The following is a 23,598-nucleotide window of genomic DNA, read 5'->3' on the forward strand; positions in this document are numbered from 1 at the left end:
ATAGCACTTCTCTTACACAAGGACAGGTCATGATTACCGTTCACCATCTGAATAACTCTCGATCTCAACGCGTGCTGTGGATGCTGGAAGAGCTGGAAGTGCCTTATCAAATTAAGCAGTACCAGCGCGAAGCCACGATGCTGGCGCCCGACTCGCTTAAAAAAGTGCATCCTCTGGGGAAATCCCCGGTGATCACCGATGGAAATCGGGTGATTGCCGAATCCGGCGCGATCCTTGAGTACCTTGCCGAACATTATGACGCAGAAAATCGGCTGAAACTTAATGATGAAGATGCGCGCCTTCAGTCTCGTTACTGGCTGCACTATGCCGAAGGATCGCTGATGCCGCTGCTGGTGATGAAGCTGATTTTCGGCCGCATGGGGAAACCGCCGGTGCCGTGGCTGCTGAGGCCGGTTGGCAACGCGTTTGCTAAAGGCGTACAAAAAGCGTGGCTGGATAAACAGCTCGCCACCCACCGCGATTTTATCGAGCAGCATCTGGCCAGCAATGCCTGGTTTGCCGGGCAAACCTTCAGCATTGCTGATGTTCAAATGAGCTTCCCACTACAGGCACTGAGTGCACGCGGTGGCGCAGGCGACAGCCCGGCCATCCAGGCCTGGCTGACTAAGGTGCAAAATCGCGCGGCCTGGCAGCGTGCTTTGCAAAAAGGCGGTGAAGTAAAACTCGACTGAATGCTTTTTGCCTTGCCATCACGCTTTGTTTCATGTCGCTGTAATCGGACCGGCGGTCATAAGAAAGTGCTATTACAGCGGTATGAAACCGCTGGGTAGAGTCAGAGCTGCTTAATATTTCAGCGCGATGTGTCAGGCTTGTGCAAATAGCGGCGATCGGCAGTTGAAAATGCAGGCTTAAAGGCAGGATAATCGTTTGCCTTTCTGAAAAGGCATTATGCGCGTCGCAGTTAAACGTTTGCCTTTTTTCCGATCGCCGCCTCGCATGGAGGATTTTTCGATCAGTGAACAGTGCCACCCAGGATGGTAACGTTGAACCCGATTTGAGCTTCCTGCGTCACGCATCGATAAATCATAAGAAATTCAGGGGATTTTCACTATGTCTACGCCTTCTCAGGCCAGCGGATCGCTGGATGCCTGGTTTAAAATCTCTGCGCGCGGCAGTTCGGTTCGCCAGGAGATTTTAGCGGGCCTCACTACGTTCCTCGCCATGGTCTATTCGGTCATCGTTGTACCCTCCATGCTGGGTAAAGCCGGGTTTCCTCCTACCGCCGTCTTTGTTTCAACCTGTCTGGTAGCCGGTTTCGGATCGCTGGTGATGGGCCTGTGGGCTAATCTGCCGATGGCGATTGGCTGCGCCATCTCTCTGACCGCGTTTACCGCCTTCAGCCTGGTGCTGGGGCAGCACATCAGCGTCCCGGTTGCGCTTGGCGCCGTGTTTTTAATGGGCGTGCTGTTTACGGTAATTTCCGCGACCGGCATTCGTGCGTGGATCCTGCGTAATCTGCCGATGGGCGTGGCGCACGGTACCGGCGTCGGCATCGGGCTGTTTCTGCTGCTGATTGCGGCTGATGGTGTTGGCCTGGTGGTTAAAAATCCGGCGCCAGGTTTGCCGGTGGCGCTGGGCGACTTCGCGTCGTTTCCGGTCATGATGTCGCTGCTGGGTCTGGCAGTAATTTTTGGCCTGGAAAAGCTGCGCGTGCCGGGCGGGATTCTGCTAACGATTATCGCAATTTCCGCACTGGGCCTGATTTTCGATCCGGCAGTAAAATACCAGGGCCTGTTTGCCATGCCTTCACTGAAAGATGCGCAGGGGAATTCACTGCTGTTTAGTCTGGATATTTTGGGCGCGTTGAAACCGGCCGTATTGCCAAGCGTTCTGGCGCTGGTCATGACCGCGGTGTTTGATGCGACCGGCACAATCCGTGCGGTTGCCGGGCAGGCCGACCTGCTGGATAAAGACAACCAGATTATTAACGGCGGCAAGGCGCTGACCACCGACTCGGTAAGCAGCATCTTCTCGGGTCTGGTTGGCGCGTCACCGGCGGCGGTCTATATCGAATCGGCGGCGGGAACGGCGGCGGGCGGTAAGACCGGCCTGACGGCGATTGTGGTTGGCGTGCTGTTCCTGTTGATCCTGTTCCTGTCGCCGCTGGCTTACCTGGTACCGGGTTACGCTACCGCACCTGCGCTGATGTACGTCGGCCTGCTGATGCTGAGTAACGTATCGAAAATCGACTTCAGCGACTTTGTCGATGCGATGTCGGGCCTGCTGGCTGCGGTATTTATCGTGCTAACCTGTAACATCGTTACCGGCATCATGCTCGGTTTCGGCTCGCTGGTGATTGGCCGTATTTTTGCCGGTGAGTGGCGCAAGCTCAACGTGGGGACTGTCGTTATCGCCATTGCGCTGGTGGCGTTTTACGCGGGCGGCTGGGCTATCTGATTTAACGTTAAGGCCGGTGCCAGCCGGCCTTTGTTCTAAATTTCCCTCTTTAATTGCCGATAACGCACTTCAGGTTTTTCAACCCTATCCGTTTTTGTTTACTATCAGAGAAGAGTGTTCACTCTTAAGCCGGAACTTTTGTTGCTATCTGGAAGCTATGTAAGGACAACATGGAAATCTTTTTTACTATTCTGATCCTGACGCTGGTGGTTTCGCTCTCCGGCGTTGCCGCCCGCATTATCCCTTTTCAAATCCCTCTGCCGCTGGTACAGATCGCCATGGGCGCCTTGCTCGCCTGGCCGACGTTTGGCCTGCATGTCGATTTTGACCCGGAGCTGTTCCTGGTGCTGTTTATCCCGCCGCTGCTGTTTGCCGACGGCTGGAAAACGCCGACCAGTGAATTCCTGAACCACGGTCGGGAAATCATCGGTCTTGCGCTGGTGCTGGTGCTGATTACCGTTGTCGGTATTGGCTACCTGATCTACTGGCTGGTGCCGGGCATTCCGCTGCTGCCTGCTTTTGCGCTGGCTGCCGTGCTGTCGCCAACCGATGCCGTGGCGCTGTCCGGCATCGTGGGGGAAGGGCGTATTCCCAAGAAGATCATGTCGATTCTGCAAGGCGAGGCGCTGATGAACGATGCGTCTGGTCTGGTTTCGTTGAAATTTGCCGTCGCTGTCGCGATGGGAACCATGGTTTTCACCGTTTCTGGTGCCTCGCTGGAGTTTGTGAAAGTGGCCGTCGGCGGCCTGCTGGCGGGTATCGCCATCTGCTGGCTGTACGGCAAATCGCTGCGTTTGCTCAGCCGCTGGAGCGGTGACGATCCCGCTACGCAAACCGTTCTGCTGCTGCTGCTGCCGTTTGCGTCTTACCTGATTGCCGAACATATTGGCGTGTCCGGTATCCTTGCCGCTGTTGCTGCCGGGATGACCATTACCCGCTCCGGGATTATCCGTCAGGCGCCGCTGGCGATGCGTCTGCGTGCGAACAGCGTCTGGCAGATGCTGGAGTTTGTGTTTAACGGCATGGTGTTCCTGATGCTGGGCCTGCAACTGCCGGACATTCTGGAAATTTCCGTTTCTCAGGCCGATGCCGATCCGAATGTCGATCTGTGGATGCTGGTTCTGTCGGTAGTGCTGATTTACGCTGCGCTGATGGTGGTGCGTTTCACCTGGCTGTGGACGATGCGTCTGATCAGCAAACGCTGGCTGAAAAAGAAGCCGATGGAGTTTTCCAGCTACAGCCTGCGCGAGCTGCTGATCGCTTCGTTTGCTGGCGTACGCGGAGCCATCACGCTGGCGGGTGTACTGTCGATACCGCTGTTTCTGACTAATGGTGATGCGTTCCCGGCGCGCTATGAACTGGTATTTTTGGCCACCGGCGTCATCCTGTTCTCACTGCTGGTTGGCGTCGTTTTGCTGCCGCTGCTGCTGCGCGGCGTGGCGGGCATGGATAAAACCGCTCACCGTCATGAAATGCAGATGGCGCGTGCCGTGATGGCGGGAACGGCCATCGAAAGCCTCTACAAGATGGAAGAGCGGCTGATTGCCGATACCGAAGAGAATATCGATTCGGAACTGGTAAAAGAGGTCAGTTCCCGCGTGATCGGTAATATGCGTCGCCGCGTGGACGGCAAGGACGATCTGGAGCGCGCGCAGTATGCGGAGAATCTGGAACGTCGCTTCCGTCTGACCGCGCTGCGTGCCGAACGTGGCGAGCTGTACCACCTGCGCGCAACGCAGAAAATCAGTAATGAAACCATGCAGAAGATGCTGCACGATCTCGATCTGCTGGAAACGCTGCTGATTGAGAAAGAAGAGTAGGTTGTAAGCCGCGGGTTGAGGCTCGCGGCTTTATCTATACTTCAGTACAAAAGCTGGAAGAGTAGTTAACCATTCTTACTGGCTTAGAGATATTTCTTTGGATCCTGGCTTTGATGCAGCACGCCAGAAATATTCACGCCGTGCGGCGCCTGGCGAAAGTAAATTTTGTGCCGACCACAGGGGAAGGAACGAAGGCCCGGGCGAACATCGTCACGGGGTGTTCCCAGCATAGAATTTGTCCCCAATTGCGACATGCAGGCCTGCAACTGGCGCATGTATTGTTCTTCCTTGATGATTCCCCACGTGTTGAGCGTGTAGTCCGAGATAGCGTTCATATGCCGTATTGCAGGTCTGGTCAGTTTATATGTCATTGACTGCGCGCTTTTCCCTTAGCTGAGCAAAATAATCTGGGCCGTCTACCAGATTTCCACTTTCAATGTCGCGGTCTGCTTCGTCTACAATCGCACGCAGGTGAGCCATTTTAATGGCTTCAATCTCTGCATAATCCTCCGCTGAGATCACCACCACGGAGTCCTTGCCGTTTTTGGTAATAAAAACGGGCTCACGCTGCGCTTTGTTGAGTACTTCACCAAACTGGATTTTTGCCTCGCTGGCCGTAAAACTATACATGGGTTTTTCCTCTTACAGATTAAACCGGTACGATTTAATTAATTCGTACCTATATTGGACCAACAAATGAGCAATGCCAAGCGCTTTTCCCGTTGCGCTTAGCCATGAGGGCCTTACTAACGTAGAGCGGTTTCAGACGTTTTACTGCTTTTAATTGTTTCTGAGAGGCCTCTCGCAGCACTTACAGCTAGCAGTGCTTCTGTGCGTCCTTAACTGGTAGAGTTTTGCTACACCGACAGCCTTGGCGCCTCGCCCGGCCAGAATTCACGGCAGCAGGCGATCCAGGCCTGAGCGCTTTTCGACAGATAGCTGCCCTCGCGCCAGATCAGCCCCAGTTTCCAGACCAGTTCAGACTCCAGCGGTAGCCACAGCAGATGGGTTTTATCCAGCCGCTGACAAATCGGCTCTGGCAGAATAGCCACGCCCATGCCCGCCTGCACCATCGCCGCCAGAAAATCCCACTGGCCGCTGCGAACGGCAATTTGTGGCGCGAAGCCGCTGGCCTGAAAAGCGCGCATCAGCTGACGGTTAAGGGAAAATTCTTCGTTGTAAATCAGGATCGGATGGCTGGCCAGTTCGGTCAACGGCACGTGAGTCCGGCGCAGCCATTCACGGGTACGCGGAACCAGCACGCAAAGCGGATGGCTCATCAGCGGCAGCGCGTTTAACGGCAGATCGTCCGCAACCGGTAGCGCGGTGAGCGCAATGTCCAACGTGCCGGACAGCACCGCCTGCTGTACGGTGAGGCCACCAAATTCGGAAATTTTCAGCTCGACGCCGGGATAGCGCTGGCGAAATGCCGAAATCGATCCCGCGATCTGCATGCCCACCATCGGTGGGATGCCCAGCCGCAGCTCGCCCGTTTTTAAGTCGTTGATATCGCTGATTTCGGCTTCCAGCTGTTTAAACTCTTGCAGAATAGTCAGACCGCGCTGATAGACCGCCTGACCGGTGTCCGTCAGATGTAGCCTGCGTCCCTCGCGGATCAGCAGCGTACAGCCCAGCTCGTCCTCAAGCTGGCGCAGCATCTTACTGATAGTCGGTTGGGTCACGTACAGCTGTTCCGCCGCGCGGGTAAAACTTTGCTGGCGCACCACTTCAACGAAATAACGCAAGGCACGGACGTCCATAATCATTCCTGTAAGGCATAGTTTGAATAATATTAAGTCATTTTTTTCACCCTTTGTTACGCCTTTATACTCTCTTTACGCATTATTCAGAGAGAGGCCATCATGGCACTGGCAATACGTCCGCAAAGCACACGCTGGTTACGACACGTTCAGGTTCCCTTACAGGTTGTTCTGTATATTGTTTTTTTCCTGGCGGCTCAGACGCTGGTCGACTGGCTGCATCTGCCTTTACCCGCCAACATCGTCGGCATGCTGCTGTTACTGGCGCTGATTATGCTGCGTGTGCTGCCGCTGAACTGGGTGAAAGCCGGATCGCGTTGGCTGCTTGCCGAAATGCTGCTGTTTTTTGTTCCGGCAGTGGTGGCCGTGGTGAATTACTCACAGCTGCTGCGGGTGGATGGCTGGCGCATCATGCTGGTGATCGGTATCAGCACGCTGTTAGTGCTTTCAGCCACTGCGCTGGTGGTCGATCGCGTGTACCGTTTTGAAATTGCCCGGGCAGCGCGTAAACAGAGGAAAGATGATGAATAACCTCCTGATCAGCCTCCTGTGCCCGATCGCGACCCTACTGGTTTATTTCCTTAACAAACGGCTCTACCGCCGCTGGCATAAACTGCTATTGATGCCGCTGGTGATGACGCCGATGGTACTGGTGGCGCTACTGTTGCTGACGCATATCTCCTGGCAGAACTATATTGGCGAAAGCCACTGGCTGCTGTGGCTGCTTGGCCCGGCGACGCTGGCTTTTGCCGTACCGGTGTATGAGAATCTGACGATTATTCGCCGTCACTGGATGTCGCTCACCGCGGGCGTGATCACCGCCACGCTGGTGGCCGTATGTAGCTCTGTCTGGCTGGCACGCTTGCTGACGCTACCGGAAGCGATCCAGCGCAGTCTGGCGGTACGCTCCATCACCACGCCTTTTGCGCTGGCGGCGGCTAAGCAGCTTGGTGGCCAGCCGGATCTGGTGGCGCTGTTTGTGGTGATCACCGGTGTGTTTGGCATGGCGACAGGCGATGTACTGTTTATCCGGCTGGCCGTGAAGCAGGGCATGGCGAAAGGGGCGGGCTTCGGGGCCGCCTCGCATGGTGCGGGCACCGCACGCGCCTATGAGCTGGGTCAGGAGGAAGGCGTGGTTGCCAGCCTGGTAATGATGCTGTCCGGCATTGTCACGGTGATCGTCGCCCCCGTCATTGGCCATATTATGTGGGCAGCCGTCTGACGCTCTGTTTTGTTATTCACCTGTTATCAACGTTGACTAAACGCTGGGCTTAATTCATCAGATTCTCATGTTAAAAAGCATGATGATGGTCTACGCTGACAAGCCGTCGGAATCCGGCGTGAGTAAATTTATCAGGAGAATAAAAAATGAAAGCAGTGGCAACGACCGCAGGCGCTCTGGCGCTACTGGTGCTGGCAGGTTCAGCGCAGGCTATCGAAGGCGGTATTGATGTGGGCCGTGATTACACCAATTTGCATGCCGGACTGGGGACGACGTCACCGGGTTTTGCGCTTTCAGGTAACTGGTTGCGCAGCGACCACGACGGCAGCATGGGCAGCCTGGGTCTGGGCTACAACGTCGCGCTGGGTGATGTGTTCCTGTCGCCGGGCGTGAAAGCCATCTCCACCAATCCGCAGGATACGAAAGACGGTTATGCGGTTGCTGTTGGCCTTGGCGTTAACGTACCTGTTACCCACATGTTTAACGTGTATGGCCAGTATTACTACTCGCCGGACGCGTTCTCCAGCCATATTGATAACTACCAGGAAGCGTCTGCTGGCGTCAGCTTCCAGCCGATTTCGCTGGTAGATGTTCATGTTGGCTATCAGTACATGACCATGAACGGTAAAGACGGTCGTAAAGACAACGTGATTGCCGACGGCCCGTTTGTGGGCGCATCGCTGCACTTCTGATGCAAAAGGCGGATCGCAGGATCCGCCTTTAAAGACACCTTTCCTAATGCGCCTTTCCGCTCTCTATTCCCACCCCGGTTTGTGAACGAACAAACTGCGCCTGAAAACGCTGGCGTTCCTGTTGACCTTCTGCCGAATGGTCAGTCACCGAAAACAGCCAGGTGCCGATAAACGCCGCCAGCATTGAGAACAACGCCGGATATTCATAGGGATAAATCGGCTTCGCATGGCCAAGCACCTGTACCCAAACCGTCGGGCCGAGAATCATCAGCACCACCGCCGTGATTAATCCCAGCCAGCCGCCGATCATCGCGCCGCGCGTGGTCAGTTTTGACCAATACATCGACAGCAGGATAATCGGGAAGTTACAGCTTGCGGCGATGGAGAAGGCCAGCCCGACCATAAAAGCGATATTCTGTTTTTCAAACAGAATGCCCAGCGCAATGGCCACTACGCCCAGCACCAGCACGGTAATCTTCGAGACGCGCAGTTCCTGTTTTTCCGTGGCCTGGCCTTTTTTCACCACGCTGGCATAAAGGTCGTGGGAAACCGCCGAAGCGCCCGCCAACGTTAAGCCAGCCACGACCGCCAGAATGGTCGCAAAGGCAACTGCCGAAATAAAACCGAGGAACAGGCTGCCGCCTACCGCATCCGCCAGATGCACTGCCGCCATATTATTACCGCCAATCAGCAGCCCGCTGGCATCTTTAAAGGCCGGATTCGCGCCGACCAGTAAAATGGCACCGAAGCCAATGATAAAGGTCAGGAAATAGAAGTAGCCCATAAAACCGGTGGCGTAAAAGACGCTTTTACGCGCCTCACGGGCATCGCTGACGGTAAAGAACCGCATCAGAATATGCGGCAGGCCAGCCGTGCCGAACATTAATCCGAGCCCCAGCGACAGCGCTGAAATCGGGTCGTGAACCAGTCCACCGGGCCGCATAATGGCAATACCTTTTGGGTGCACCGCCATGGCCTGAGTAAATAAATTATTAAAGCTGAAGCCTACGGTCTTCATCACCATAATCGCCATAAAGCTCGCACCAAACAGCAGCAGCACGGCTTTAATAATCTGCACCCATGTGGTGGCGAGCATGCCGCCGAACAGCACATAGAGCACCATCAAAATGCCGACCAACACCACGGCCACGTGATAATCCAGGCCGAATAACAGCTGGATGAGTTTTCCCGCGCCAACCATCTGCGCAATCAGATACAGCGCGACGACCACCAGCGAACCGCAGGCGGACAACGTGCGGATCGGCATCTGTTTCAGGCGATAAGAGGCGACGTCGGCAAAGGTATAGCGTCCCAGATTGCGCAGGCGCTCGGCGATCAGAAACAGAATGATCGGCCAGCCGACCAGAAAGCCCAGCGAGTAAATCAGCCCGTCATACCCTGAGGTATAAACCAGCGCCGAGATCCCCAAAAAAGAGGCGGCGGACATAAAATCGCCCGCCATCGCCAACCCGTTTTGAAAGCCGGTGATATTACCGCCAGCGGTATAGTAATCGCTACGCGAGCGGGTGCGCTTTGAAGCCCAGTAAGTAATGCCCAGCGTTGCTGCCACGAACAGCAAAAACATCACGATGGCTTCAACGTTGGTTGGCTGTTTCTGCACCGCGCCGGTAATGGCATCTGCGGCGGAGGCGGACAGGGGCAGCAGTGCCGGCAGCGCATAATAAAGCGAGCGTATTTTCATCCTTTCACCTCATTCAACAATTCCCGGGTCAGGCGGTCAAACTCGCCATTGGCTCGCCAGACGTAAACACCGGTGAGAAGAAAAGAGATCACGATCAGGCCAACGCCGATGGGAATGCCGCGCGTAACGTTAGTGTTGGCATCAAGCGGCGTACCCAGCCAGCCGGGCGCAAAAGCAATTAACAGAATGAAACCGACATAGAGGATAAGCATAATTGCCGAGAGCAGGGTGGCAAATGCCTGGCGTTTCCTTACCAGCTCTTTAAAACGCGCGCTTTTTTCTATCCGTTGATAAATAATGTCATTCATCATCGTATCTCCAGAGATATAATCAGGATTATTATTAATCGGATTGATTAACGGCTTTGAAAATCGGTATGGATATTGGATAAATTAAAAAACAGCGTAATTATCTTTTCGGATAAATTACGCTGTGAATCATTTTTATTCTAAACGGCCTCAGGGCATTTTAATTGACTGTTTCTCTTCCAGTAATTTTTCCACCACGCCAGGATCGGCCAGCGTAGAGGTATCGCCCAGGTTACTGGTGTCGCCCGCAGCAATTTTACGCAAAATACGACGCATAATTTTACCGGAGCGGGTTTTGGGTAAAGAGTCGGTCCAGTGCAACACGTCCGGTGTGGCAATCGGGCCAATTTCTTTGCGTACCCAGTTACGAACTTCCGTATAGAGTTCGGCTGACGGTTCCTCTCCGCTGTTCAACGTGATGTAGGCATAAATGGCCTGGCCTTTAATATTGTGCGTAATACCGACAACCGCCGCTTCGGCTATTTTAGGATGCGAAACCAGCGCCGATTCAATTTCCGCCGTGCCTAAACGATGGCCGGAAACGTTGAGGACGTCGTCGACACGGCCGGTTATCCAGTAGTAGCCATCCTCATCACGGCGTGCACCGTCGCCGCTGAAATACATATTTTTAAAGGTGGAGAAGTAGGTTTGTTCAAAGCGATCGTGATCGCCATACAACGTGCGAGCCTGGCCCGGCCAGGAATCGATAATCACCAGATTGCCTTCGCATGCGCCTTCCAGCGCATTGCCTTCGTTATCCACTAACGCAGGCTGGACACCAAAGAAGGGTTTGGTCGCCGAACCGGCTTTCAGTTCGGTGGCACCCGGCAGCGGCGTGATCATAAAACCACCGGTTTCCGTCTGCCACCAGGTATCGACGATTGGGCAGCGGCAGTCACCAATTTTCTGGTAATACCATTCCCAGGCTTCCGGGTTAATCGGCTCGCCAACGGAGCCCAGGATGCGCAGGCTGGAACGATCCGTTCCGGCGATGGCCTTGTCGCCTTCGGCCATCAACGCACGGATAGCCGTTGGCGCGGTGTAGAGCAGCGTTACTTTATGTTTATCCACCACCTCTGCCATCCGGCTCGGTTTCGGCCAGTTCGGTACGCCCTCAAACATTAGCGTGGTGGCACCACAGGCCAGCGGCCCATACAGCAAATAGCTGTGGCCGGTGATCCAGCCAACGTCAGCTGTACACCAGTAAACGTCGTCAGGATGGTAGTCGAAAACGTACTTAAAAGTGGTCGCGGCATACACCAGATAGCCGCCGGTGCTGTGCAGTACGCCTTTGGGCTTGCCGGTCGATCCGGAGGTATAAAGGATAAACAGCGGATCTTCCGCGCCAATCTCTTCCGGCTGATGGTGCGCGCTGGCTTTATTCATCAGCTCATGCCACCAAATATCGCGGCTGCTCATCGTGATATCCGTGCCGGTGCGCCGTAACACCACAACGTTGGTGATAGTGGTGACGGCAGGATTAGCCAGCGCGTCATCTACGTTCTTTTTCAGCGGGATAGTGCGGCCAGCGCGGATGCCTTCATCGGCAGTGATAACCAGTTTGGCATTGGAGTCGATAATACGGCCAGACACGGCTTCTGGCGAAAATCCACCAAAGATAACCGAGTGAACAGCGCCGATACGGGCGCAGGCGAGCATGGCAATGGCGGCTTCCGGCACCATCGGCATATAAATAGCCACCACGTCGCCTTTATTAATACCCAACTCTTTCAATGAATTAGCGAAACGGCAAACGTCACGATGCAGTTCACGAAAGGTCAATGTTCTGCTTTCGCTGGCGTCGTCACCTTCCCAGATAATCGCCGGATGATCGCCACGGTTATGCAAATGGCGATCGAGGCAGTTTGCGGCCAGATTCAGCGTACCGTCTTCATACCAGCGAATATTGATATCACCCGGTGCAAACGAGGTGTTTTTTACCTGGGTATAAGGCTTAATCCAGTCAAGGATTTTGCCCTGTTCGCCCCAAAAGGCATCGGGGTCCTGGACAGACTGCTGATACATCGACTGGTACTGCTGAGCATTGATTAGGGTAGTTTCCGCGATGTTCGCGGGCACAGGATGTCGGTGTTGTTGGCTCATGGCTACTCTCCTTGAAGATGTTAATAATATGTCAATCAAAGGTTGGATGGAGCGAGCCGCCGGGCTTTGTTTGCTTTTTGCGCCACAGATCACGCCAGTGCAACAGACGATCAAAACGATTAAAAATTTGTCTTATTACTGTTTACCTGGAGGTAAACAACACCCAGATTTGCTTTCCTGAGCCAAAACAAGCTGGTTATTTTTAGCACAATTAAACCTTGCCAGGGTTACGGCGTATTGCGAAAAAGTGCATAGCTATGCGTTAAATAAGCTAAATATTACTAATTATAACAACAAGTTAGTTATTGTGATTAATTCCAGAGCTTTATCCTGCACGCTGACGATATAGTAGCCATATATCACTTAGGGTTGCATTTATACCCGTGAAAATGGTACTGATTACGCGCCTGCAAATCAGGTATCAACCATCCATTATCCGCGAATTAGCCGGCTTAGGCCTGACCTCCCTTGAGAGTGATTCACTCCGCACAGCACATGCGGAGAGCGGGTTTTGTTAAGGAAAAAACTATTATGAAAGCTGCAAAATTCAGCCTTGCCTGGCAAATATTGACGGCGTTGGTACTGGGGATCATCGTTGGTGCGATACTGCATAATCAACCGTCAGATCGTGAATGGTTAATCGCTAACATTCTGAGTCCGGCCGGGGATATCTTTATCCACCTGATCAAAATGATCGTCGTGCCTATTGTGATTTCCACGTTAATCGTCGGTATTGCCGGCGTGGGCGATGCGAAAAAACTGGGACGCATTGGCGTCAAAACCATTGTTTATTTTGAAGTGATAACCACCATTGCCATTGTGGTAGGGATTACCCTGGCGAATGTGTTTCAACCTGGCTACGGCATTGATATGTCGACGCTGGCAACGGTGGACATCTCTAAGTATGAAGCGACAACGGCGCAGGTCCAGGGTGGCGCGCACAGTCTGGTGACAACGCTCCTTTCGCTGATCCCGCAGAATATCTTTGCGGCGATTGCAAAAGGCGACATGCTGCCGATTATCTTCTTCTCGGTACTGTTCGGTTTGGGGCTTTCATCGCTGCCGTCGGAACATCGCGAACCGCTGCTGAACGTGTTCCGTTCAACCTCGGAAACCATGTTCAAAGTGACGCATATGATCATGCGCTATGCGCCAATCGGCGTGTTTGCCCTGATCTCCGTGACCATTGCTAACTTCGGATTTGCGTCGCTGTGGCCGCTGGCCAAGCTGGTTATCCTGGTTTACGCCGCCATTCTGTTCTTCGCCTTTGTGGTGTTGGGTGCCGTGGCGCGGTTCTGTAATCTGCGGATTACTACGCTGATGCGTATTCTGAAAGATGAGCTGATCCTCGCTTATTCCACCTCCAGCTCGGAAACGGTGCTGCCGCGGATCATGGAAAAGATGGAGGCTTACGGTGCGCCCAAGTCCATCACCAGTTTTGTGGTGCCAACCGGCTACTCCTTCAATCTGGATGGCTCCACGCTGTATCAGAGCATCGCGGCAATCTTTATTGCTCAGCTGTACGGCATTGACCTTTCGATTGGTCAGGAAATCGTGCTGGTGCTGACGCTGATGGTGACCTCGAAAGGGATCGCTGGCGTGCCGGGTGTCTCCTTCGTGGTACTGCTGGCAACTCTGGGCAGCGTCGGTATTCCGCTGGAAGGCCTGGCGTTTATTGCGGGCGTAGACCGTATTATGGATATGGCTCGTACCGCGCTGAACGTAATCGGTAATGCGCTGGCGGTCCTGGTGATTGCCAAGTGGGAAAACCAGTTCGATGCTAAACAGGCGCAGGCCTATGAAGCAAAGATGAAGCATCTGGCTTCCGCTTCCTGATTGTTTCGTTCATGGTCAGGCGATGCCTGAGTAAAGAGTGGCCCTTCGGGGCCATTTTTTTTGCCTTCAGAAAACCGTTTCGTTGTATCACGTTATTTTTATTCAGCTTCAGGGTGAAGCTTAATAGCTCAGCCAGTTTCAACAACGGCGCTATCTTTTTAACTATTCTTGCTCTGCATAAGTTTGCCACAGGCATATGCGCTGACAGGCTTAACCATCAATCTATTCTGCTGCAAGTAAAGCATTATGATAATCAGCTTAGGCATAATGGGCTATTTTAATTTATGGGTACACTAAACACTTAACTCAAATTGATGATAGTAAACAGTATGGTAATAAATTAAAGATCCAGTCTTTATAAGAAAGTGTGCAGTATTATTCTTAATTTCATTTTATTGCCGGTTGTTTCCATAAGTTTGTATAGACGTTTTTCTCCTGAAGTGATGTTATGCCATTACTCATTTAATCCTCGGCGTTATGTCGAAGATACTTTTTTTAAAGAACCTTTGGTTCTTGTTTTCTGCTGCCTTTTTTACGGTTTTTATTCTTCTTTGTGGAGGAATTATCCTTGTTTAAATTACATCCCTTATTTATAAGCCTGATTGCCGCGCAGGGATTGATGTTTCCCGCCGTGCAGGCCGCCACGCTGAAACCTTTTTCTCCCGGAGCCAACGACAACAGAGTGGGGGTTTTTTGCGTCTGCAATGGTTCAACGCAAACGCTCAGCGGCATTCAGCAATTCGATGCTGGCATCGGCGGTTTTGAAAACGCCACGCTGGGCGCTAAACGCTGGTCCGGCGGCCTGGATTTCACCCTGCTTGGCGCTGCTCGTCTCGATCTTGGGCCGCAAAATTCTACGGTGAGCGTGTACGATTTTGACACTTCCAGCATAATTTACGTCCCCGTTTTTAATTCGGCAAATATCACTGCGCTGACGCCTGTGGGTAACGACACCGTTGTACCTGATTACTATTCCTCGGGAAATCAACAATACATTAATACCCGTGTGGCCCAGGTCAGCAACGGCACCATCAACGTCGATATCGGCGAGGAGGACGCGTTAACCACCGCCGCTACCAACGGCTGGAGCATGGCGGCCAAGCAGAGCCAGCTGTTTGTCGCTACCGGAAGCGGCCAGATCAACTGGGGATCGAATAACCGTATTAATTTTACCGCAGGCACGGTGCCTTATGGCGGGCCTTATCTTAATTATGCCGTGAATAATGTGGTCAGCTACAAAGGGACCTTCACGGTAACGACACGGGATGACGCCACCACCTCCTTTACGGTCACCAATGTCAGTCAGCTCAAAGCTTATAATGACTGGCTGATTGAGCAGTTGAGCAACGGCAATCTCAATGCCAGCAGCTACAACGAAGAATTTAACAAAGCCGTTTCCATCACCAGCGGCGACATTGTTTATCAGATGAAGGATCAGCCTTACGATGAAAAAATGTCTGAACAGATGGGTGAACTGGTTGTTCTGAGTGCCGATGGCCCTAAAGCCAGGGTGACGGTGGAGGCAGGGAAAACGCTGGAGGTGATTAATGCCAACGACACGGCGGTACGCGCTAACAACGGTGCCACGGCGATCATCAACGGCAAAGTTTCCAGCACGGGTGCCACTTATACCCTGAACGACGCGCTACAGCTGCTGAATGCCAGTACCGGGATCAATAACGGCGTGATCAACGGCGGTTTTCTTAATAACGCAGATGGCACCGGCGTTGATACCTCAGTAAGAGGCTACAACAATACGGCCATTGTGGACTACAGCGACAAAACGGTGTTGGTGCAGGGAACCAGCCGTTTCACCAATAACGGCGTAATTAACTATCAGCCAGCAAAAAGCCAGCCTGTCAGCGAAACCGCAGCGGTATGGCTGGAGAGCGGCGGCTTTATCAATAACGGCAATATTAACCTTGGCGTAGCGGATCTCACCGGCGGGCGTTCAAGCTCTGCTGTCAGGCTAACGACCGACGATTCCAGCTTTATCAACGGCACCAACGGGATTATTTATCTGGGCCGCACGCCACAGAACAGCGTGACGGATGACACCTCCAACGTGGTGCTGAACCAGACCGACGGCAGCTATGGCGTGAAGATCAACGGGAACGGCAGCGTCAAAAATAACGGTCAGATCGTCATCGGTTCCCGGGTGCAGAACAGCACCGCTATTCAGGTAACTGACGGCGCACTGGCTCAGGTGTTGAACAATGGCGTAATTGACGTCAACGGCAGGGCGCTGCTGGAGCCGGAGGAAAATATCGCCATGGCGGTGATTGATTCCGGCAGCGGCGGCCGGGTCGGTAACAGCGGCACCATTAACCTCAATGGCGACAACGCCACCGGGATAAAAGTTATCTCCAGCAACACCAGCTCAAACGCCTGGTCGGACGGCACGATTAACGTCAACGGCGGGACTTCTCTGGCTCCGTCACGCGGGGCGGTTGTCTCTGGCGGTGAAGCGACATTCACTCAGGATGGCATCCTCAATCTGAACGGTGAATATGCCACGGGTGCAATCGCTCAGGATGGCGGGACGATCGTCATCGGCAACACCAGTTCGCTTACTTTTAATAATGCCAATCAGACCGGTTATCAGGCGAAAGGATATTCCTCCACGCTGGTCAGTAACGGCGCAAATGTTGATGTCAGCACGGCGGGATCGACGCTCTATCAGCTGGACGGTGGCACGTTATCAACGTTATTTGCTGGCGACGTCACGCTGAGCGGCGCGAACAGCACGGGGATTATTGCCAATTCGGGTTATGCAACCTTAGCCGATCGCTTTACCGTTACCGGCGAAGGCGCAGCGGCCGTCAAAGCGCTGAATGGTGCGCAGGTGGATGTGAACAGCCCGGTTGTCCTCAGCGGCGATAATACGGTGGGCGCCTGGGGCGATGCCAATTACAGCTATATCTCCAACAATTCGACCGTTTCAGGCGAAGGTAACAACACAACCGGTTTTGAGGTGGGTTATATCCTGAGTAACAGGGGAAACATCGCGCTGACCGGCGCGAACAGCACCGCTGTTTCCCTGCACGATGGCGGCACGATTTTTAACCGTGGTTCGATATCGACAACCTCAGGCACCGGTATCTATGCCGGAACGGGTAACAACCAATACTTTTTTGACGGCGGTCAGCTGAGCGCTACCGGTGCCAACAGTACGGCGATACGCGTCGGTGAAAACGGCGGCTTAACTCTGTTTGGTGAGGGCATCTTCCGTAATGGTATTTTTGCCTATGACGGCGCAGATGCCGTTGTGCTCGATAAAGATGCGTCGCTTACCATTAACGACACCTCACTCTACGTGTACGGCGGGGGGGATGGTATCGACAACAGCACTGGAGCCAGTAATATCTCGCTCTCCGGGATGTCGATCTATGTCGGCGGTAGCGGGAGCGCAATCCGCTCTTCCACATCACTGCCGGGCGGCGGCGCTTTTATTGAAGTTCATGATGGCGGAACGGGGGTAACCTTTGCCAACGCCGATGGCTCAACGTCAGATAAAGATTTCGTGGTTGGATCCGGCTATGCCATTCTTGCGATGTATGGATCCACCGGGATCCGCGCCAATACCACCGGTCGGGTCATCTCGGAAGGCAATATCTATATAGGCACCGAAGACGGCGGCTCGGCCATCGTCACCAGCACCGCCAGCCAGGTGGTTAACCGCGGTGATATCTATTCCTACAGTACCATTTCGCCGGTTATCGATCTGCGCGGCGGCAGCACGGTGTTTATAAACGAAGGCACCCTGGGTGCCGAGTCGCCGGATATTTTGCTGGTGGCCGGTGGGGCAACCAGTGACCAGATCGCGCTGCTTGCGGGTAGCGTGACCGGCGACGTCAATACCGGCGAAGGCACCGACACGGTGGCGCTGACCGGCGGCACCCTGGACGGCAGCGTGACCATGGGCAGCGGCGTCGATAATCAGGCTTATGTGGAGAACGTCAGCCTGGCAAACGTCAGCCACATCACCACCGCAGGCGGCGAGGGCAGCACGCTCGATCTGAGTAAGATCGCTGCAAGCGGCGGCTCCTTCGCCAGCGACGATTTAAGCCGGGGCGTCAACCTGGGCGCGGGCTGGAGCACCATCAACTTCCTCAACACCGACTGGACGCTGACCGACAACCTGAAGCTGGCGCACAGCACCATCAACATCGACGGCACCTCAACGCTCTACGCCGGCAACGGCATCAACCCGGTACTGGCGGGCGCGACGGATGACTCGCTGACGGTGAACAACTACGGCACGCTGGATCTGACCAACGGCACGGGGCTGCCGGGCGACACCCTGACGATCGAGGGCTCGCTGGCCTCCTTCGGCGGATCGTTACGACTCAACGGCGATCTGAACGGCGGCGGGGCGCTGGCTGCTCAGCGCAGCGACACGCTGCGCGTCACCGGCGATGCGAACGGCACCACCTTTATTGAGGTTCTGCCAGCCGCCACCAGCAGCGGCACGCTGAGCGACAGCAACCTGAACAGCATCACCAATGCGAACGAGGGGATCTCGCTGGCGCAGGTGGCGGGCAACGCCGGCACCGACAGCTTTGCGCTGAAGGGCGGCTATCTGGCCGCCGGGCCGTGGAGCTACGGGCTGTACAGCTTCGCGCCGGGCAGCAGCGACGCAGCGCAGCGTCAGGTGGCGGGCACGGGTAATGCGTTCTGGGACTACCGTCTGGCCAACAACCTGGTCTGTGAAAACGGCGCGGCCTGCCAGACGGGTTCAGAAAGCCGCGCGGCGGTGGTGCCGCAGGTGCCGTCCTATATCTCCGCGCCGGTCGGCCTGGCGTATTACACGGCGGCCATTCTCGGTGACTTACAGCAGCGTCTGGGCGAGCTGCGCCATCAGCAGGGCGGTCCGGCGGGCGACGGCGGCGAGATGTTCCTGCGCTACAGCGGCTCGAACCTGCGCTACCAGACCAGCCAGAACTTTAAGGACTTCGGCTACAACGTTGACCTGGACTACAGCGCGCTACAGGTGGGCGGCAACGTGCTGCGCCTCGACGGCGAGGGGCAGAGCCTGCGCGGCGGCGTGGCCTACACGCGCGGCAACACGCGGCTGCGCCCGGACGCGGCGGACGGCTACAGCAGCACCACCTTCGACAGCGACAGCCTGGCGCTCTACGGCACCTGGCTGCGCGACAGCGGCCTGTATCTGGACGGCACGCTCTCTTACAGCTGGCACCGGGGCGAAACGGACATCGCGCGGCAGAAAGAGGTGGCGAAAATCAAAGGCAAAGGCTGGACGGCCTCGCTGCAAAGCGGCTATCCGTTTGAGCTGGGCAGCGGCGTGCGGCTGGAGCCGCAGGCGCAGCTGATGTACCTGCATCTGGGGCTGGACAACTTCACCGATAAGGAGAACCTGACGGTGAAATATGATGACTACAACCAGACGGTGGGCCGGGTGGGGGCGAAGCTGGACCGCAGCTGGCGCGACGACGGCGGGCGGCAGTACACGCCTTACGTACAGGCTAACTACTTCAAAGGCTGGGGCGGAAAGGCGAAAACTACCGTGGGAGCAGAAGGCGTGGATAACCTTGACCATACCTTTAACAGCGGCAGGTTCGGGCAGATGTGGGAAGTGGGCGTGGGCGGCACCACCACCTTCAGAAACGACGTCTCGCTCTACGCACAGGCGGACTACCGCAAAGAGATCGACAGCAACGGCGCGAAAGGCTGGGGCTACACCGCGGGGGTGCGGTGGACCTTCTGATCGGTGAGGCAGGCCGGGGAAACCCGGTCTGTGTGGCGACCGTTAGTTTTAAACCGTTTGGCAGGGCGCTATATCAACTTAACACACTTATAGATCAAGCAATTCACTGTAATAAAAGTTATTTAATACAGTGAGTTATGTTTTTTTTAGATGGGGAATGGCTTGTGCAATCAAGCAACGGTCAAGCAAATTTTTTTCTGTAGCCATCCTGGGGATCAAACAAACCAAAAAATAAAAAATGCTATATATCAAAGGCTAACATCATAATATAGTTGAAAGTGCGCATTGTTATCATGCAACGATCAAGCAACTCATGCCCAGCATGGAACATAGCGCATTGCTTTAGTCCCTGCATCTGGATCATAAGGACGGATAAAACCTGCATTCACCGTATCTTTAATAATACGGCTGACCTGTGCCTGGTTTTTTTGTTCAATCCCAAATCGCTCACGTAGTGACGTATTGTTAGTATGTTTTCTACTCACATAGCGCAGACAGCAGTGTAAATAGCATGCCCTGATACGATCTTCTTTATCCATATCAGAAAAAGATCTGTATGAAAATAATACGGCTCGGGTATGATTTTCAGTCACTTCGAAAATAGGCGCAGGAAGTTGGTAAAGTTCAGTTTGAAAAACCACTTTATCCACCCCCGTCCCGCGTTCTTCACAAATACTGATACGTCTCATAAAAGATGCCAATGCCTCATTACGGCTTTGAGGAGGAGAATCCAGAAAACGGTCTGTAGATACCAAAGGTATTCCAGGATTAGTGATTTCCATTCTGGACTGAAAAATTTCAATCATAGGGCCAGTACCTGTCAGAGAAAAATCCTGGTGAATTATCGCATTTACAACCAGTTCGCGAATAGCCAGTTCAGGGTACACAGGTTCTTCTTTACGGAAAGCTTTACCTATATGCTCATTACGCGGTAATAAAGTTTCAAGATAATCAATTAAACCTGAGAAACCAACAGCATAGCCTTTGGGTTCTTCTATTTCACGAATAGTGTCAATGCGGCCATCCCCTTTATATAAAACCAGTCGTACGGTTTTCCGACTCAAATGCTGAAAACTTGATAATTTACGGGCAAACAGAACTGCACCCAGATTAGTGATATGCCAGTGTCCGCCTGGCGCTGCTTCCAACAAATTATCTAATTTTAATGCATCAAGAATTCCCGTTCTGCCTTCAGGTAATGGCAAACCGACTAATTCGAAATAGGAAGGGTAATCTAATAGTTGTAATACGTTTTCAGACGTTTGATTTTCTGCGGCCCTTTGTTTTTCAAAAGGGGTTTTATCAAATTTCCGCCACAATGCTCTTTCTTTCTCAGGGAAATCTTTTAATTTTTTCTTGTAGGAACCAATCCGGATATATTCAATACCCTCGCATTGCACAGGGGTATGACTGGCTGCCTGAATCTCCAGAATTACAACAGGTAATTCACTATCAGAAAATGAAAATTCATAAAAACGGAAATGAATTTTTGGGGAAATTTTTTGTAAGAGCCAGCTTTCGACTTCCTGCTGTTTATGTTTTTGTACTGAAGGTTTAAATGATGTACCGACAATGTTATGACTCTTATCATCAACACCATATACAAGCCAGGCATTTTGTTTTCCTAACAACGCTGCTGAATTCGCTAGCGCTGAAATATACTCACCGATTTTATCAACATCTGCATTATGTTTAAATTCAACCCACTCTGTTTCATTTGGCAGAAGACATAACTCTTTCAGGAGGCTACATAAATGTTCTGGAGGGAGTTCAACTGGCATCATTTCCTCTTATTTTTTCAAGTGTCTAATAGGTGGCTCAATTATTTATGCATCATACAAGGCTTCGTGGAAAGGATCAGTGCAAAATTCTTATCGAAATCAACCATGCTGAGGCTATTTTTACGTTTGAATGCGCTTATCCGTGATGATTGTTAAGAGGAAAGCTAAGGTTCAATTATTACAGTAATGGTGGGTAGCGAAATCTGTACTGTTGTCTGTCATCTACAATCCTTATCCAAAAGATCCTAAAATTTCCCTTCAGAATAACCACTTACTTTTTGAATGGTTAAAAAAGAAGCTGGAACCGGTTCATCTTCAGACAGAGTGCGGTAATCGGGCAATGCCTGTTTTGTAACCTGAGTGACAAAATTTAGTTTATGAAGCTAAAGTTCGCGGTTAGCGCGCCGAAAACATAACAAAAGATAACTCATTTAACCAAAGCCCAATCCTGGTCACCGCTTCAAGGATTTACCCCATGCGCACCAATTTACCTGTAACACAGCAGGAATATGCCTTTGATGATGAGGCCACCCTGATGTCGACAACCGACACCAGCAGCCGTATCACTTACGCCAACGATGCTTTTATTAAAGTTAGCGGCTTCACGCCGGACGAAATTAACGGGCAACCTCACAACCTGGTGCGACACCCGGATATGCCGCCGGAAGCCTTTGCTGATATGTGGGCCACGCTGAAACAGGGTGAACCCTGGACGGCGCTGGTGAAAAACCGCCGTAAAAATGGCGATCATTACTGGGTGCGGGCGAATGCCATTCCGGTTGTGCGGAATGGCCAGGTTCAGGGCTTTATGTCTGTGCGCACCAAACCGAGCGCACAGGAGATTCAGCAAACGGAAAAACTCTACAAAGAATTCCGTGACGGCAAGCGTAAAGGCTGGCGTTTTCATAAGGGTCTGCTGGTTCGTACTGGCACCATGCGCTGGGCTTCGTTGTTTAAAACGCTGCCGCTGCGCTGGCGAATTCGCAGCACGATGATGGCCCTGTGGCCGCTGACCGTTGCAGGCGTCTGGACGCTGGGCCTGACGCATTCGCCCTTGGCGATCTTCAGCGTGGTGATGGCCGTATTGCTGCTTCTGGCCTCTGCCTGGCTGGAACAGCAGATTTCACGCCCGCTCGAACGGTTGTGTAAGCAGGCTTTGAGCGTCGCGACAGGTGCCAGCCACCAGGTCGATCAGATGGATCGCGTAGATGAAGTGGGCACCACGCTGCGGGCAATTGGTCAGCTAGGACTGATGTTCCGCTGGCTGGTAGACGACGTCAGCGGGCAGGCGATTAACGTCCTGAGCGCCAGTGATTCTATCGCCCAGGGCAATAATGACCTGAGTCGGCGTACCGAGCAGGCGGCGGCCAATGTCCAGCAGACAGCGGCAACCATGAATGAAATGACCGCCACGGTAAAAAGCAATACGGAAACCGCACAGCAGGTAAATACGCTGTCGAAAAGCACCAGCGATGCCGCGACCCAGGGCGGCGTGGCGATGAAAGATATGGTCAGCATGATGGCGGAAATCGCCGACAGCTCGAAGAAGATCGCCAATATTACCAGCGTGATCGATGGCATTGCCTTCCAGACCAATATTCTGGCGCTAAACGCGGCGGTTGAAGCTGCCCGTGCTGGCGAACAGGGGAAGGGGTTTGCCGTGGTCGCCGGCGAAGTCCGCACGCTGGCGCAGCGCAGCGCGAAAGCGGCCAGCGAAATCAAAAACCTGGTAGAGAGCAGTGCGGCAAAAGTGCAGTCCGGCAGCATTCACGTTAACGATGCGGGCAAGACGATGGAAAATATTGTTTCTCAGGTGCAGAACGTGACCTCGCTGATTGCGCAAATCAGTGCGGCCACCTCTGAGCAGGCTACCGCGCTGAGCGAAGTTAGCCTGGCGGTAGAAGATCTGGATAACATTACTCACCAGAATGCGGCTCGAGTAGAAGAGGGCGCCCAGGCTTCTGGCCGTATGACGCATCAGGCCACACGTTTGGTAGAAGCGATTAGCGTTTTTCGCTAAGCCCCGGTTTTGTCCACTAAAGCGGGTTCGGCAATCAGAAGCTGGCCCGCTCTCTCTTTAAATCCGCACGGCAACAGCAATCCCCGGAACATTGCAACAGCATCGGGTTCTCCCCGGAAGACCGATCATTATTCTGCCGGGAAGGTCGCAATGGCTGGCCAAAACTGACAACCTGTGTCGAAAAAATGACAAAAAAAGGGGCCTTGCG

Annotated in this window: 16 protein-coding genes; 9 read left to right on the plus strand and 7 right to left on the minus strand. The window is 53.4% G+C overall.

Annotated features, from left to right (window positions below):
• The first annotated feature begins 29 nt into the window (after positions 1 to 29).
• The 3 genes from EHV07_RS01365 (at position 30) to EHV07_RS01375 (ending at position 4,238) form a co-directional block, all read left to right on the plus strand.
• Positions 30 to 692, plus strand: a complete 663-nt coding sequence (locus EHV07_RS01365) for a glutathione S-transferase family protein (protein WP_147194157.1) — start codon at positions 30 to 32, stop codon at positions 690 to 692.
• 379 nt (positions 693 to 1,071) lie between these two features.
• Positions 1,072 to 2,418: an NCS2 family permease gene (locus EHV07_RS01370; RefSeq protein ID WP_147194159.1), complete on the plus strand. Its 1,347-nt coding sequence runs from the start codon at positions 1,072 to 1,074 to the stop codon at positions 2,416 to 2,418.
• 170 nt (positions 2,419 to 2,588) lie between these two features.
• Positions 2,589 to 4,238, plus strand: coding sequence for a Na+/H+ antiporter (locus tag EHV07_RS01375; RefSeq protein ID WP_147194161.1), 1,650 nt, complete (start codon positions 2,589 to 2,591; stop codon positions 4,236 to 4,238).
• Positions 4,239 to 4,321: 83 nt separating this feature from the next.
• On the opposite strand, the gene EHV07_RS01380 is transcribed toward EHV07_RS01375, so the two are convergent.
• The 3 genes from EHV07_RS01380 to EHV07_RS01390 all read right to left on the minus strand — a co-directional run bounded on the left by EHV07_RS01380 (position 4,322) and on the right by EHV07_RS01390 (position 5,998).
• Entirely contained in the window at positions 4,322 to 4,573 is a 252-nt protein-coding gene (locus tag EHV07_RS01380; protein WP_168199578.1) for a type II toxin-antitoxin system RelE/ParE family toxin, read from the minus strand.
• A gap of 25 nt (positions 4,574 to 4,598) precedes the next feature.
• Positions 4,599 to 4,868 carry a type II toxin-antitoxin system Phd/YefM family antitoxin gene (locus EHV07_RS01385; RefSeq protein WP_147194165.1) on the minus strand — a complete coding sequence of 90 codons (270 nt, stop codon included), beginning with the start codon at positions 4,866 to 4,868 and terminating at the stop codon, positions 4,599 to 4,601.
• A 227-nt stretch (positions 4,869 to 5,095) separates the two neighbouring features.
• The gene (locus EHV07_RS01390) at positions 5,096 to 5,998 is read right to left on the minus strand and encodes a LysR family transcriptional regulator (protein ID WP_147194166.1); all 903 of its coding nucleotides are present in this window, start codon (positions 5,996 to 5,998) and stop codon (positions 5,096 to 5,098) included.
• Positions 5,999 to 6,100: 102 nt separating this feature from the next.
• On the opposite strand from EHV07_RS01390, the gene EHV07_RS01395 reads away from it, so the two are divergent.
• The 3 genes from EHV07_RS01395 to EHV07_RS01405 all read left to right on the plus strand — a co-directional run bounded on the left by EHV07_RS01395 (position 6,101) and on the right by EHV07_RS01405 (position 7,912).
• Entirely contained in the window at positions 6,101 to 6,529 is a 429-nt protein-coding gene (locus EHV07_RS01395) for a CidA/LrgA family protein (protein WP_147194168.1), read from the plus strand.
• On the plus strand, positions 6,522 to 7,220 hold the full coding sequence (locus EHV07_RS01400) for an LrgB family protein (RefSeq protein ID WP_147200490.1): 699 nt from the start codon (positions 6,522 to 6,524) through the stop codon (positions 7,218 to 7,220). Before EHV07_RS01395 ends, EHV07_RS01400 begins: the two co-directional genes overlap by 8 nt.
• 146 nt (positions 7,221 to 7,366) lie before the next feature.
• The gene (locus EHV07_RS01405) at positions 7,367 to 7,912 is read left to right on the plus strand and encodes a YfaZ family outer membrane protein (protein WP_147194170.1); all 546 of its coding nucleotides are present in this window, start codon (positions 7,367 to 7,369) and stop codon (positions 7,910 to 7,912) included.
• 43 nt (positions 7,913 to 7,955) lie between these two features.
• Here the strand turns inward: EHV07_RS01405 and actP are convergent, their stop codons facing one another.
• The 3 genes from actP to acs form a co-directional block, all read right to left on the minus strand.
• Entirely contained in the window at positions 7,956 to 9,614 is a 1,659-nt protein-coding gene (gene actP, locus EHV07_RS01410; RefSeq protein WP_147194172.1) for a cation/acetate symporter ActP, read from the minus strand.
• A complete protein-coding gene (locus EHV07_RS01415; protein ID WP_147200491.1) occupies positions 9,611 to 9,922 on the minus strand; it encodes a DUF485 domain-containing protein in 312 nt (103 codons plus the stop codon). Before EHV07_RS01415 ends, actP begins: the two co-directional genes overlap by 4 nt.
• A gap of 150 nt (positions 9,923 to 10,072) precedes the next feature.
• A complete protein-coding gene (gene acs / locus EHV07_RS01420; RefSeq protein ID WP_147194175.1) occupies positions 10,073 to 12,025 on the minus strand; it encodes an acetate--CoA ligase in 1,953 nt (650 codons plus the stop codon).
• A gap of 531 nt (positions 12,026 to 12,556) precedes the next feature.
• Here acs and gltP point away from each other — a divergent pair.
• Positions 12,557 to 13,861, plus strand: a complete 1,305-nt coding sequence (gltP, locus tag EHV07_RS01425) for a glutamate/aspartate:proton symporter GltP (protein ID WP_147194177.1) — start codon at positions 12,557 to 12,559, stop codon at positions 13,859 to 13,861.
• 568 nt (positions 13,862 to 14,429) lie between these two features.
• Positions 14,430 to 19,589 carry an autotransporter outer membrane beta-barrel domain-containing protein gene (locus EHV07_RS01430; RefSeq protein ID WP_147194179.1) on the plus strand — a complete coding sequence of 1,720 codons (5,160 nt, stop codon included), beginning with the start codon at positions 14,430 to 14,432 and terminating at the stop codon, positions 19,587 to 19,589.
• 311 nt (positions 19,590 to 19,900) lie between these two features.
• On the opposite strand, the gene EHV07_RS01435 is transcribed toward EHV07_RS01430, so the two are convergent.
• Entirely contained in the window at positions 19,901 to 21,373 is a 1,473-nt protein-coding gene (locus EHV07_RS01435; protein WP_254446293.1) for an ATP-binding protein, read from the minus strand.
• Positions 21,374 to 21,845: 472 nt separating this feature from the next.
• Here EHV07_RS01435 and EHV07_RS01440 point away from each other — a divergent pair, with 472 nt between their 5' ends.
• On the plus strand, positions 21,846 to 23,390 hold the full coding sequence (locus EHV07_RS01440) for a methyl-accepting chemotaxis protein (protein ID WP_147194181.1): 1,545 nt from the start codon (positions 21,846 to 21,848) through the stop codon (positions 23,388 to 23,390).
• Positions 23,391 to 23,598: the final 208 nt, after the last annotated feature.

The sequence above is a fragment of the Pantoea sp. CCBC3-3-1 genome (assembly GCF_007981265.1).
Taxonomy (GTDB): domain Bacteria; phylum Pseudomonadota; class Gammaproteobacteria; order Enterobacterales; family Enterobacteriaceae; genus Erwinia.